Origin of the sequence: Roseibium hamelinense, assembly GCF_007830545.1 — a bacterium.
In the GTDB taxonomy this organism is placed as follows: Bacteria; Pseudomonadota; Alphaproteobacteria; order Rhizobiales; family Stappiaceae; genus Roseibium; species Roseibium hamelinense.
The window spans coordinates 753,813-767,078 of sequence record NZ_VLLF01000001.1 but is presented as its reverse complement, the minus strand read 5'-3'; the positions used below and the strand labels follow the sequence as shown (position 1 = coordinate 767,078).

The following is a 13,266-nucleotide window of genomic DNA, read 5'->3' as shown; positions in this document are numbered from 1 at the left end:
TCTTAAAGAAGAAAATCTTTCAATGTGGTTTCGTTGTTGGCAAAGCCTTCCCGCCCACGCTGTCGGAGGATATTGAGCTTCTGGAAATCATGCTCGAACAGGTCGGTTGCCATTTCCGGCTGCTCGAATGTGTCGTTGACGCGGACGGTGGGCACATCCGTGAAGAGGATCGCGCGTAGCTGGTCCATAGACTGCGTGTTGATCTCAAGCGTTTTCTGGAGGAGTTGTACGCTTTGGAGATACTCCGCCCAGTACATCTTGCTGAATATCGACGGTTGCGGGCTCGGATAGATTCCCACGCCGACGCTGACCACCCGCATGTCTTTGTACGCGATGTTGAGTGCCTGAAAAGCGTCGGCAATCGCGTAAAGTGTGGGATTGTTGGCGCAATAGCCCCCGTCTACCAACTTAACCTCATCGCCTGCGGCGGTGGTTACCGTCTTTGGTTCAAAGAATGGGAAAGCGGAGCATGATGCCTGGACTGCATCCCCGATTTTGACCCCAAACCCCGGCACAAAGGTACCTTTCCGTCCATGAGCTTGTTCAATGCTACCTTTAAAGATCATTGGTCGCTCTATGACCCATTTTGTCGTAACGACACCGAGGGCGGTCTTCACTTCGTCGAATTTTGCGTTCTGAAAAATCTCGGCAGCAAGTTCTTCCAACTTTGCTGACTTCTTCGCAGGCTTCTTGAGCCGCATGATCTCAGGGACGTATTCTTTGTAGAGCGTGTGGATTTCATCAACGGTTTTGCCAAGAGCTATCATCGATCCGATGATTGAACCGGTACTGGTCCCGAAAACTAAGTCAAACTTTTCGCAGAGACGGCAGCCGATAAGACCCTCAATCTCGGCTAGTACACCAAGGGTATAGAAGCCCTTAGCACCGCCACCATCGAGGCTGAGGATGCGATACGGCTTCGCGGTTTCGGTTTCCTCGCTCATTATACTATACTCGGAGTCACGGAAGATCCGAGATTTAACGGGTTGACGGCGCAGTTTATGTCGATTCAAGTATGTGCATGATTCTCCCCGGTTTTCTGTCCGCTTCAGAGCGTCTTGATCTTGAGGTTTGTGTGCGCAGCCAGCGCGAGGATCATGGTGTTGCGCGTCGGGCCAATGCGATCCTGTTGCTGGATGATGGTGAGAGTTGCGTTCAGATCGCGAAGTTTCTCTATCTAGACGACGACACGGTCCGTGGCTGGTACAAGACCTACCGTGAGGGTGGCTGGGATGCGCTTTGTGTTGATGGCTGGAAGGGCGGCCAGTCCCGCCTTTCGGTCACCCAAGAGGGCGAACTATGCGACTGGCTAGAGGGGCGCTTCTGCCGCTCAACTGCACCGATCAGAGCCCATATTCTGAAGGAATTCGGCTTGGACTATTCGCATTCCGGCTGCCTCAAGCTTTTGGCCCGTTTGGGGTTCGAATATCGCAAGCCTAAAGGTCTTCCACGCGTTGCTCCAGCCGAAAAGCAGGCCGAATTCATCGCCCTGTACGAGCGTTTACTGAACGAGTTAGGTGCCGACGAAGCCGTGTATTTCGCCGACGCTGTGCATCCCGAATATGAGACCAAGCCCGCAATGGCTGGGTCAAGGCAGGCTCAAACCCCGCCGTGACAACCACCTCAGGGCGCGGGCGCGTGAACATCCATGGCGCGCTCAACCTTGAGACCTTCGATGCACCCTTTGTCGAGCCAACCACCGTCGACGGGGGCAGCGCTACGCAGCTTCTCGCCAAGATCGAAGCGCGCAACCCGGACAAGCGCCTCATCCATGTGATCTGGGACAACGCCGCTTACCACAAAGGGCCGGATGTCAGAGCGTTCCTGGCCAGACCGGAGTGCCGTATCCATCTGATCCAGCTGCCGCCCTATTGCCCGCACCTGAACCCCATTGAGCGATTATGGGCGGTCATGCACCAGTTCGTGACCCACAATCGGCACTACCCAACGCAAAAGCTGTTCGCAAATGCGATCCTCAAATTCTTTCGCGAAACCATCCCAACTGAATGGAAAACATTCCGAAGCAAAGTGTCAGACAACTTCAGGGTCGTAACTCACCAGAAATTTCGGGGGTTGGAGTGAGGGAGGTATATCTTATTTTATATCTACCCTTGTAGCGTATTTCTTAATGTTGCGTCCTGGGGCTGTTGTCGTCGTCCGCAGTTTTGATGCTGGTATTCGATTGGCAACTTTCTTCCAATTGATATCGAAAATAGCTCTTTCCGTTTTCGGCACCTGAACTGACATCATCAATCTTGCGTAAGTACAACCCGCCCGATCATCTCCGATGGGCGGGTCTACTTGTTTCAGGTCCGTTTGAGCCGCTTATTGACCTGATTTGGCCGTCCTATGCGATTCGGGGCACGAACTGAATTAGCCTTGTCCTTCGCCGGCGTCGCACAGTACCGCAGTTGTCGTATTTCACCCATCTGCCATTCGACACCAACCCAAGGAATTCCCTCGGGTTGGTACAAAACATTGGGTGCTATGAACAAAACTTTGGTCCTCTCACCAAACAAAAACGTCTTCCTAGCTGCAGCCGCTTGTTGAGCCGCAGGTGTCGCATTTCAGGCAGGTGCCGTTGCGGACCATGGTGAAGTTGCCGCACTCCGCGCAGTTTTCGCCTTCATAGCCTTTCATGCGGGCCTGTGCGATTTGCTGGGCCGCGCTTGCAGGCTGCGGGGCGGGGGTTACTTCCACGGCTGCGACGGCTTCGCTGCCCCGGGCAAAGGCGGTTGCAACGGCCGCTGTCTGGCCGGCGACCGTGCTGGTCAACTCGGCCTTGACCGCTTGTGTAATCTCACCGGCCGGCTCGCTGCCGGACACCAGGCGGAACCGTTCGGTCTGGCCGCGCACCAGGCCGTGGGAGACGACACCCGGGCTGCCCTTTTCCATGGTCTCCACCGCACCGGCGCTGACCGGCGTGCCGGAGAAGGCTTCTGGCGGGACATGGGCAAGGTCGTGACGGCCGAGATAGGAAACCGCCAGCTCGCGGAACACATAGTCGAGGATCGAGGTCGCGTTCTTGATCGCATCGTTGCCTTGGACCATGCCGGCCGGCTCGAACTTGGTGAAGGTGAACGCATCGACATATTCTTCGAGCGGGACACCATATTGCAGGCCGAGCGAAACCGAGATGGCGAAGTTGTTGATGAAGGCCCGCAGAGCCGACCCTTCCTTGTTCATGTCGAGGAAGATCTCGCCAAGACGGCCGTCATCATATTCGCCGGTGCGCAAGAACACGGTGTGGCCGCCGATCTTGGCTTTCTGGGTGTAGCCCTTGCGCCGGGCCGGCAGTTTTTCCTGCTGGCGCACAACGCGTTCGACAATCCGCTCGACAATGCGTTCGGCAACCACTTCGGCCTTGGCGGCCTGGGGCAGGGCGGCGATGTCCTCGGCAAGGTCTTCGGCTTCCTCGTCATCGTCCGACAGAAGCTGGGCATTCAGCGGCTGGCTGAGCTTGGACCCGTCGCGGTACAGCGCGTTGGCCTTGAGCGCGAGCTTCCAGGACAGCATGTAGGCTTCCATGCAATCCTCGACCGTTGCATCGTTCGGCATGTTGATCGTTTTGGAGATCGCGCCGGAAATGAACGGCTGGGCGGCCGCCATCATGCGGATGTGGCTTTCAACGCTCAAGAAGCGCTTGCCAATGCGCCCGCACGGGTTGGCACAGTCGAACACCGGGTAGTGCTCTTGCTTGAGGAACGGTGCGCCTTCGAGCGTCATTGCCCCGCACACATGGGTGTTTGCGGCTTCGATGTCGGCTTTGGAGAAGCCAAGGAACGACAGAAGCTCGAATTCCGGGTCTTCCAGCTGCTCGTCAGAAACGCCAAGCGCCTTCATTTGTTCGTCGCCGAGCGTCCAGCGGTTAAACACGAACTTGATGTCGAAGGCCGACTTCATGCCGTCTTTCAGCTTGGCAAGGCTTTGGTCGGTGAAGCCCTTCGACTTGAGGCTGCCCGGATTGATGCCCGGCGCCTGGTCGATGGACCCGTGGCCGACCGCATAGGCCTCGATTTCAGCAATCTGGCTTTCCGAATAACCGAGCTTGCGCAGGGCTTCGGGAACGGCGCGGTTGATGATCTTGAAGTAGCCGCCGCCGGCCAGCTTCTTGAACTTCACCAGGGCAAAATCCGGTTCGATGCCCGTTGTGTCGCAATCCATCACCAGGCCGATGGTGCCGGTGGGCGCGATCACGGTGGACTGGGCGTTGCGGAAGCCGTTCTTTTCGCCAAGCTCCAGCGCACGGTCCCAGGCCTTCTTGGCGCGGTCGATCAGGACCGGCTCCGGGCAGGAGGCATGATCCAGCGGAACCGGGTTGGTGTTCAGGCCTTCATAGCCATCCGCTTGTCCATGGGCGGCCCGCCGGTGGTTGCGGATCACCCGCAGCATGTGCTTGGCGTTTTTCTTGTAGCCCGGGAAGGAGCCGAGCTCGCCGGCCATTTCGGCGGAGGTGGCGTAGGACACACCGGTCATGACAGCGGTGAGGGCGCCACAGATCGCGCGGCCTTCGTCGGAGTCATACGGAATGCCGGAGGTCATCAACAGGCCGCCAATATTGGCGTAGCCCAGACCAAGGGTGCGGAACTTGTAGGACAGCTCGGCAATTTCTTTGGACGGGAACTGCGCCATCAGCACCGAGATTTCCAGAACGACCGTCCAGAGCCGTGTTGCATGTTCGAAATGGTCGATGGCAACAGAGCCGTCCTCGTTGCGGAACTGCATCAGGTTCAAGGACGCCAGGTTACAGGCCGTATCATCCAGGAACATGTATTCAGAACATGGGTTGGACGCGCGGATCTCGCCATCGGCCAGGCAGGTGTGCCAGTCGTTGATGGTGGTGTGGTACTGCAGACCCGGATCGGCGGACGCCCAGGCAGCATAACCGATCTGCTCCCAAAGTTCCTTGGCCTTCACGGTCTTGACGACGCCATTGGAGCGGCGCGCGTTCAGATCCCAGGCGCCGTCTTCGATCACCGAGTTCAAGAAACCGTCGGTCACCCGCACGGAATTGTTGGAGTTCTGGCCCGCGACGGTCAGGTAGGCTTCCGAATCCCAGTCCGTGTTGTAGGTCGGGAAATCGATCTTGGTGAAACCCTGCTTGGCAAACTGGATGACCCGCTGGATGTAGTTTTCCGGCACCATCATCTTCTTGGCCGCGCGGATTTCGCGCTTCAGGGCCGGGTTTTTCGACGGGTCGAAGCAATCGCCGTTATCCGCCTCGCAGTTGACACAGGCGCGCATGATCGCGGTCAGGTGCTTCTGGCCGATCCTGGATCCGGTGACGAGAGCGGCGACCTTCTGCTCTTCTTTCACCTTCCAGCTGATGTATTCCTCGATGTCCGGGTGATCGACATCGACCACAACCATCTTGGCCGCGCGGCGGGTCGTGCCGCCGGACTTGATCGCGCCGGCCGCCCGGTCGCCGATTTTCAGGAAGCTCATCAAACCGGAGGATTTGCCGCCGCCAGACAGTTTTTCGCCTTCGCCGCGAACCCGGGAGAAGTTCGAGCCGGTGCCCGAGCCGTATTTGAACAGGCGCGCCTCGCGGACCCACAGGTCCATGATACCGCCTTCGTTGACCAGATCGTCCTGGACCGACTGGATGAAGCAGGCATGCGGCTGCGGATGCTCGTAGGCGGTGGCGGACTTGGTCAGTTTTCCGGTCTGGAAATCGACATAGTAGTGGCCCTGGCTCGGGCCATCGATGCCGTAGGCCCAGTGCAGCCCGGTGTTGAACCATTGCGGAGAGTTTGGCGCAACCTTCTGGGTCGCGAGCATGTAGCGCAGTTCGTCGTAAAAGGCTTGGGCGTCGGCTTCGCCGTCGAAGTAGCCGCCTTTCCAGCCCCAGTAGGTCCATGTGCCGGCCAGGCGGTCAAACACCTGCCGCCCGTCGATCTCGGAACCATAACGCTCGTCTTCGGGGTATGTGGCGAGGGCTTCCTCGTCAGCTTCGTGGCGCCAAAGCCAGGACGGGACGGTATTTTCTTCGACCGGCTTCAGCTTTGCGGGGACACCGGCTTTCCGGAAATACTTTTGCGCCAAAATGTCCGAGGCGACTTGCGAGAACTGGGCCGGCACCTGAATGTTTTCCAGGCGGAACACAATTGAACCGTCCGGGTTCCGGATTTCGCTTGTCGCTGTCCGAAATTCAATGTCGGCGTAGGGTGATTGCCCTTCTTTGGTGTAGCGCCGCTCGATCCGCATTCCGTATCCCCTTTGTCTTCCCCGCTTTGGTGGCCCCAAGCCGCCCAAAACACGCGCTGAAATTTCATAGCCGGGCGGCCTCTGCCCGGTTGGCGGTAACCCGCCACCCTGTCCTGAAGAACCGGCTTACCGACCCTTTATGTTGTATCGCCTGATGATTGTCGTACTAGATATAGTGCTCATCAACAGGTTTGTCACGGCTCATATCGAGCAATCAGCACGCAAAAACCCGTCCCGGCCAGTTGGGTAGATGTGGCAGGGCGGTTACGCGTAAACTGGTTACTGGATGAACGCTTGGAGGACCTCGGACTAACCCCGCAGCGCATGCCGATGATGATTAGGAAACTAGTGTAAACGAATTCTTACCGTCAAGCGTTCAGCGACAACTGCTTGTGCCCAAGTTGTGGGCAAGCGCAAAATGTTGTGGCCATGTGTGGATAGCGGGGAGGGTGCGGTTCGGGCATCCTGAAGCGGCGGAAACCGGGGCATTTCAGGGGCAGGTAACCCGGCGGGCCTGCGGCTGCTCATCGTTGCAGGGGAAAGGTAACCCGCATTCTATGAAAATTTGACGAAAATTCCCGGCACCGGTTTCAACGCGATTTAAGCCTGGCCTGCAATAACTGGCCCCAGCTGAAGCCAGAGGCCCGTTAAGTCTATGAAATTTCACACAGCCTACGGGCTAGCGATCGAAAATATGGACATCGTGGTCGTCGAAGACAGCAAGCCCATGCAGACGATTCTGCGTTCGATTCTCCTGAGTTTCCGTGTTGCCCGCGTCCGGGTGTTCGATTCGGTGGATGAAGCGCTCGACGCCATGCTTACCGAGCCGCCCAATGTCATTTTGACGGATCTTCGTATGGAGCCGACGACGGGCTACCAGATGTTGCGTATGATTCGGCATCGGCACATGGAGCCGCTGTGTTATGTGCCGTTGTTGTTTGTCACTGCTCATGGGACACGCGCCCTTGTCGACCGAGCCTTGCGCAGCGGTGCCCATCATCTTCTGGTGAAGCCGGTATCGCCCGCGACATTGATGAAGCGGCTGCAGTGGCTGGCACGTGATGACCGGCCAATGGTTTTGGAAAACTCCGGCTACTACAACATACAGGGCATCGGAAAGATGCTTGATGAACAGGCTGCCCGCCTGCAGAACCTGGCGGCTGGCCGGATCCAGACACAGATTGCCAAACAGCGCGTTGCGGACGGTGCCACGCCGCTTGAGCAATCTCTTGCTGCGCGCGCTGAAGGACCAGACCCAGACGCCAAGCCTGAGCCGCCGCTTGTTTTGCCCGGTAAGGCCGGGAAGATCCGCCAGCCCGGATTTGCAGCAGTGCGTTCGTCAACCCGCACGTTCTAGCCCCGAGCGTTTTGGAGCTGTGCAATCGGCCCGAATTCCCTGCCAGTGAACACTGGACATCGCCCAGTGTTGCGGTCATATTCTGCCGGAAATTAGACGGGGTGCGCAGTGCGGCCAAACGCACGCCGCCCGGACAAAAATCACCAAGGACGCCTGAGCATCATGAAGAACCTGTTGATTGAGATTTTCACTTGGTGGAACGGTCAGACAATGGGCACCCGGTTTTTTACCTGGCGCAAAGGCGAGTTTGTTGGTGAAGACGAGTTCGGCAACAAGTACTACCGCGAGCGTGCGGGCAAAAAGCGCTGGGTGATTTACAACGGGCTTGCAGAAGCGTCTGCGATCCCTCCCGGCTGGCATGGGTGGATGCACCACCGTGTCGATACGCCGCCGGTAGATGAGACCTATCACCCGAAGAGCTGGCAAAAGCCGCATGAGTTTAACCACACGGGTACACCGAGGGCCCATCGCCCGGATGGGTCTATTCTGACCCCGGAAAAGCGCCCGGAAGTCACCGGCGACTATCAGGCCTGGACGCCGGGCCAGTAAAACACCGGCTCATAGCCCTTACAAAAGCCCGCCTTGCTGCGGGCTTTTTTGCGCACGCTCCTTTTAAAAGACAGTTCGTTTTGGATAACCGGGTGCCCGAATCTCGAAGCCTGTCTTGGTGCGCTGAAAGCCGGCCCGCTCGTAAAAGCGGTGACCCTTTTTGTTGTCCGAACCGGCAAGCAGCATGAGCTTGTAAGCGCCCTCGGCAAAGGCATGTGCGAAAACCGATTGCATCATTCGATCGCCATAGCCGCAGCTGCGGAAATCCGCATGCGTTACGACATTCTCGATGAACCCGTAAGGCGCGCAGCCTCGTGTGAAATTTGGCACCATGATCAGCGTGCAGCTGCAAATCGGGCTTCCGTTGAGTGTGCCGATAAAAATGGTGAGCCCTGCATGGTTCAGCATGTCCGTGAAGGTCCGGGCCTGCACTTCAGGGCGCGCTGGAACGTCGTCTGGAACAAGATGGCGGTAGAGCATTTTCAGGTGCTCAAGATCGCCCGGGTCAGCGGGCCGGACCTGGAAGTCATCTGATGTCATAACGTTAAATCCTTAAATGAAAAAAGCCCGCCAGTTGGCGGGCTTGAATGCGTTTTTTTTGATCAGTCGATCGGGATATAATCTTCTGGGGTCAGACCGAGCCGCTCATCCAGGTATCCGCCGCAGCGTTCCAAAAGATCGTCCATATCGTTTTCGAAAAAATGGTTGGCTCCAGGGATCGTCTGGTGGTTGATCACGATGCCTTTTTGGGTCTTCAGCTTGTCGACCAGTGTCTGGACGTCCTTTTGCGGGACCACCTTGTCATTGTCGCCATGGATGATAAGGCCGGACGACGGGCAGGGCGCCAGGAATGAGAAGTCGTGCAGGTTTGCCGGCGGGGCGACAGAGATGAAGCCTTCCACTTCCGGCCGGCGCATCAGAAGCTGCATGCCAATCCACGCCCCAAAGGAAAAACCGGCGATCCAGCAGGCGCGCGCATCCGGATGAACGGTTTGCACCCAATCGAGCGCGGCAGCTGCATCCGACAGTTCGCCTTGGCCGTGATCGAACGTTCCTTGCGACCGGCCGACACCCCGGAAATTAAAGCGCAGGACCGCAAAACCGCGCTGCGCGAACATATAGTACATCTGGTAGACGATCTGGTTGTTCATCGTGCCGCCGAACTGCGGATGCAGATGAAGAACCAATGCGATGGGCGCGTTCCGCTTTTTTGCGGGGTGGAACCGGCCTTCGAGCCGGCCGGCGGGACCGTTAAAGATCACCTCGGGCATGAAGCGTGATGTCCTCTTATAAGGTGGCATAACCGTTGCGGGAGCGGGTTTGTGCCGATCCTAAACTACGTGAAACTCCTGAGTCTAAACTTGACTCTCAAGCTCCATGTTTCTAGAACCTTCTTTAGAATTATTCGAAACAGACTGCTCCGGTCTGGCTTGCGCATGACGCGGTTTCGTCAGGATTGGGCACGTTTACGCCATCGCACGGGAAAATTTCAAGTTTTCCGTGCGGCCCCGGTCAAGAATCACGGGCGGCACCGGGCGCCGCAGGATTGAAAACAACGTTTGAAGCGGACAAATGCCGAAATCCGAGCCGATTTATCTGGATCACAACGCGGGGGCGCCGATGCGGCCAACCGTGCGCGATGCCATGATCGACGCTCTGAACGATACAGGCAACGCTTCTTCGGTCCATGGACACGGGCGCAAAGCGCGGGGCCGGATCGAAAAGGCCCGGCAGAGAGTGGCCAGGCTTTGCGGCGCAAAGACCCGGGCTGTGACCTTTGTATCGGGTGCGACGGAAGCCAACATGACCGCCTTGACGCCTATTTGGCAGGATCAGGGCGCGCCGCTTTACCTCGACAAGCTGATCCGCAGCGCGGTGGAGCATCCTTCCGTCCTGTCCGGAGGACGGTTTGCCGTGAAAGATCAACGTGTGGTGCCGGTTGATTCGAACGGCATCGTCGATCTTGAAGAGCTTGCGAAGCTGCTGGACAGCGAAGACAGCTGCCTCGTGTCGATAATGGCTGCCAACAATGAAACCGGTGTCATCCAGCCGTTTGCCGAGATCGGGGCGCTGGTGAGGGAAAATGACGCTTTGTTCCATGTCGATGCGGTTCAGGCCGCCGGCCGGATGCCGATTGATATGGAGGCATGGCATGCAGATGCTGTGTCGGTCTCCGCGCACAAATTCGGCGGGCCGCAAGGCATTGGCGCCCTTGTCGTTCGTTCCACGGCCCGCGTTCCTGCGCCATTGATCAACGGCGGCGGGCAGGAAAACTGGCGCCGATCCGGCACGGAAAATGTCGCCGCAATAGCCGGCTTCGGTGAAGCCGCAGAACGCGCCTTGGACGACCTTGACTGTGTGGAACAGATCGGAGCTGCACGTGATCGTCTTGAGGCGGGGATTCAAGCCTTGTGCCCAGGGGCGATCGTATTCGGAAAGGATGCCCCAAGGCTCGCAAACACCACCTGTTTCGCTGTTGAGGGCATTCCAGCTGAAACAGCACTGATCGCCTTCGACTTGGAACACGTATCAGTATCGTCCGGGTCGGCGTGCTCGTCGGGCAAGGTGTCTGCTTCCCATGTTCTAAGTGCCATGGGCTACAGCGAAGAGATTGCCCGCGGCGCGATCCGGGTCAGCTTGGGCTGGGACACCGGAACCAGGCACATCGACCGTTTTTTAGAGGTTTGGCCGAAGATTATCGACCGGCTTAATCCTCAGGCCCGAACAAGGGCGGCTTGAATTCGTGCGGTCCATGACCGCCCGCAAACTATCAGTCTCCGTGTTCCAGACGGGCTGAAAAGAAGATGAATGAGACCACCGTCGGGGCCTTGAACCCCGAACAGATGGAGTGAAGATATGCCGGCTGTGCAGGAAACAATCGATCAGGTCAAAGCGATCGATGTTGACCAGTATAAATATGGCTTCGTAACCGACATTGAGTCTGAAAAGGGCGCGAAAGGCCTTTCAGAAGAGACGGTGCGGTTCCTGTCCGCGAAAAAGAACGAGCCGGAGTGGATGACCGAGTGGCGCCTCGATGCGCTGCGCCGCTTCAAGCAGATGGCAGAGCCTGACTGGGCGCGCGTCAGCTATCCGAAAATTGACTTCGACGCTTTGTATTACTGGGCATCTCCGAAATCCGTTGAGGGGCCGAAAAGCCTCGATGAGGTTGATCCGGAACTGCTGGCAACCTACGAAAAACTGGGCATTCCGCTGGCCGAACAGGAAATTCTGGCGGGCGTCGAGCCGAAAAACCGGGTTGCGGTCGATGCGGTGTTTGACAGCGTCTCTGTCGTTACGACCTTCAAGGAAGAGCTGAAAAAGGCCGGCGTCATTTTCTGTTCGATTTCCGAGGCGCTGCGCGAGTATCCGGATCTGGTCAAGAAGTATCTCGGCTCCGTGGTTCCGGTCACCGACAACTACTACGCAACGTTGAACTCGGCCGTGTTCTCTGATGGATCCTTTGTGTACATTCCGGAGGGTGTACGCTGCCCAATGGAACTGTCGACCTATTTCCGGATCAACGAACAGAACACCGGACAGTTCGAGCGCACGCTGATCATCGCCGACAAGGGCTCTTACGTCTCCTACCTGGAAGGCTGTACGGCGCCGCAGCGGGATGAAAACCAGCTGCACGCAGCCGTCGTTGAGCTGGTTGCGCTGGACGATGCGGAGATCAAATACTCCACCGTCCAGAACTGGTTCCCGGGCGACAAGGAAGGCAAGGGCGGCATCTACAACTTCGTCACCAAGCGGGGCGATTGCCGCGGCAAGAACTCCAAGATCTCCTGGACCCAGGTTGAGACCGGCTCCGCGATCACCTGGAAGTACCCGTCCTGCATTCTGCGCGGCGACAATTCCCGTGGCGAGTTCTACTCGATTGCCGTCTCCAACGGCTTTCAGCAGATCGACAGCGGAACAAAAATGATCCACCTGGGCAAGAACACGTCCAGCCGGATCATTTCGAAAGGTATATCCGCGGGCAAGTCATCCAATACCTACCGGGGTCTGGTGTCCGCACACCGCAAGGCATCACAGGCGCGCAACTTTACCCAGTGTGACAGCCTGCTGATCGGCCAGGATTGCGGCGCGCATACGGTGCCTTACATCGAGAGCAAGAACGCATCCGCCCAGTTCGAGCACGAGGCGACCACCTCGAAGATCTCGGACGACCAGATGTTTTATTGCTTGCAGCGCGGTTTGTCCGAGGAAGAGGCCGTGGCGCTGATCGTCAACGGTTTCGTCAAGGACGTCATCCAGCAGCTGCCGATGGAATTCGCGGTTGAAGCCCAAAAGCTGATCTCGATCAGCCTGGAAGGCTCGGTCGGGTAATCGGCGCCTGTTTGGTAGTCACAGTTCCGGCGCTTTGAAGCGCACCATTAAATTGAGGAAATCCTCTGATGCTTGAGATCAAAAACCTGCATGCCCGCATTGCGGAAGACGAAACGGAAATTCTGCGCGGCATCGACCTGACGGTCAAGGCAGGCGAAGTTCATGCCATCATGGGGCCGAATGGCTCCGGCAAATCCACGCTCTCCTACATTCTGGCGGGCAAGGACGATTACGAAGTCACGGAAGGCGAAATCCTGTTCAACGGCGAGAACATGCTCGACATGGAGCCGGATGAGCGGGCGGCTGCCGGCATGTTCCTGGCGTTTCAGTACCCGATCGAAATTCCGGGTGTTGCGACCATGGAATTCCTCAAAACGGCTTTGAACGCACAGCGTAAGGCACGCGGTGAAGAGGCGCTGTCGATCCCGGATTTCATGAAGATGGTGAAATCCAAGGCCGCCGATCTGAATGTCACCATGGACATGCTCAAGCGCCCGCTCAATGTCGGCTTTTCCGGCGGTGAGAAGAAGCGTTCCGAGATCCTGCAAATGGCTTTGCTTGAGCCGAAGCTTTGCGTCCTGGACGAAACGGATTCCGGTCTCGACATTGACGCGCTGCGCATCGTGTCCGAAGGCGTCAACAAGCTGCGTTCGCCGGAGCGCGCGATGGTGGTGATCACCCACTACCAGCGTCTTCTCGATCACATTGTCCCCGATGTTGTCCACGTCTTGTCCAAAGGCAAGATCGTCAAGACCGGTGACAAGGATCTGGCGCTTGAGCTGGAGAAAAACGGCTATGCGGATTTCGTCAACGCCGCTTGATGG

The 13,266-nt window shown here is 57.6% G+C and carries 11 protein-coding genes; 7 read left to right on the top strand and 4 right to left on the bottom strand.

The genetic code is table 11. The annotated features are described in order from the left end of the window. Positions 1-2 precede the first annotated feature (2 nt). A complete protein-coding gene (locus JM93_RS03610) occupies positions 3-944 on the bottom strand; it encodes a patatin-like phospholipase family protein (protein ID WP_145340666.1) in 942 nt (313 codons plus the stop codon). 71 nt (positions 945-1,015) lie between these two features. On the opposite strand from JM93_RS03610, the gene JM93_RS21900 reads away from it, so the two are divergent. Together JM93_RS21900 and JM93_RS21895 are read left to right on the top strand one after the other, a co-directional pair. Further along, the gene (locus JM93_RS21900; protein ID WP_208994898.1) at positions 1,016-1,615 is read left to right on the top strand and encodes a helix-turn-helix domain-containing protein; all 600 of its coding nucleotides are present in this window, start codon (positions 1,016-1,018) and stop codon (positions 1,613-1,615) included. Next, complete coding sequence (locus JM93_RS21895) at positions 1,612-2,082, top strand: IS630 family transposase (RefSeq protein WP_208994896.1); 471 nt, start codon at positions 1,612-1,614, stop codon at positions 2,080-2,082. The genes JM93_RS21900 and JM93_RS21895 overlap by 4 nt, the downstream gene beginning before the upstream one ends. Positions 2,083-2,529: 447 nt before the next feature. Here JM93_RS21895 and JM93_RS03600 read toward each other — a convergent pair whose 3' ends face one another. Continuing rightward, positions 2,530-6,207, bottom strand: a complete 3,678-nt coding sequence (locus JM93_RS03600; RefSeq protein WP_145340665.1) for a vitamin B12-dependent ribonucleotide reductase — start codon at positions 6,205-6,207, stop codon at positions 2,530-2,532. A gap of 655 nt (positions 6,208-6,862) precedes the next feature. On the opposite strand from JM93_RS03600, the gene JM93_RS03595 reads away from it, so the two are divergent. Both JM93_RS03595 and JM93_RS03590 read left to right on the top strand, forming a co-directional pair. Next, positions 6,863-7,564, top strand: a complete 702-nt coding sequence (locus JM93_RS03595) for a response regulator (RefSeq protein ID WP_145340664.1) — start codon at positions 6,863-6,865, stop codon at positions 7,562-7,564. A 162-nt stretch (positions 7,565-7,726) separates the two neighbouring features. Beyond that, positions 7,727-8,113 (top strand): NADH:ubiquinone oxidoreductase subunit NDUFA12, encoded by a 387-nt coding sequence (locus JM93_RS03590; protein ID WP_145340663.1) that lies wholly within the window; start codon positions 7,727-7,729, stop codon positions 8,111-8,113. Between the two features lie 63 nt (positions 8,114-8,176). Here the strand turns inward: JM93_RS03590 and JM93_RS03585 are convergent, their stop codons facing one another. Then, positions 8,177-8,653 (bottom strand): GNAT family N-acetyltransferase, encoded by a 477-nt coding sequence (locus tag JM93_RS03585; RefSeq protein WP_244300746.1) that lies wholly within the window; start codon positions 8,651-8,653, stop codon positions 8,177-8,179. 62 nt (positions 8,654-8,715) lie between these two features. After that, a complete protein-coding gene (locus JM93_RS03580; RefSeq protein WP_244300745.1) occupies positions 8,716-9,384 on the bottom strand; it encodes an alpha/beta hydrolase in 669 nt (222 codons plus the stop codon). A gap of 301 nt (positions 9,385-9,685) precedes the next feature. On the opposite strand from JM93_RS03580, the gene JM93_RS03575 reads away from it, so the two are divergent. From JM93_RS03575 to sufC, 3 genes are all read left to right on the top strand, one after another. Continuing rightward, positions 9,686-10,852, top strand: coding sequence for a cysteine desulfurase family protein (locus JM93_RS03575; protein WP_145340661.1), 1,167 nt, complete (start codon positions 9,686-9,688; stop codon positions 10,850-10,852). A gap of 117 nt (positions 10,853-10,969) precedes the next feature. Beyond that, complete coding sequence (sufB, locus tag JM93_RS03570; RefSeq protein WP_145340660.1) at positions 10,970-12,442, top strand: Fe-S cluster assembly protein SufB; 1,473 nt, start codon at positions 10,970-10,972, stop codon at positions 12,440-12,442. Between the two features lie 68 nt (positions 12,443-12,510). Then, the gene (gene sufC / locus JM93_RS03565; protein WP_145340659.1) at positions 12,511-13,263 is read left to right on the top strand and encodes a Fe-S cluster assembly ATPase SufC; all 753 of its coding nucleotides are present in this window, start codon (positions 12,511-12,513) and stop codon (positions 13,261-13,263) included. The last annotated feature ends 3 nt before the right edge of the window (positions 13,264-13,266 follow it).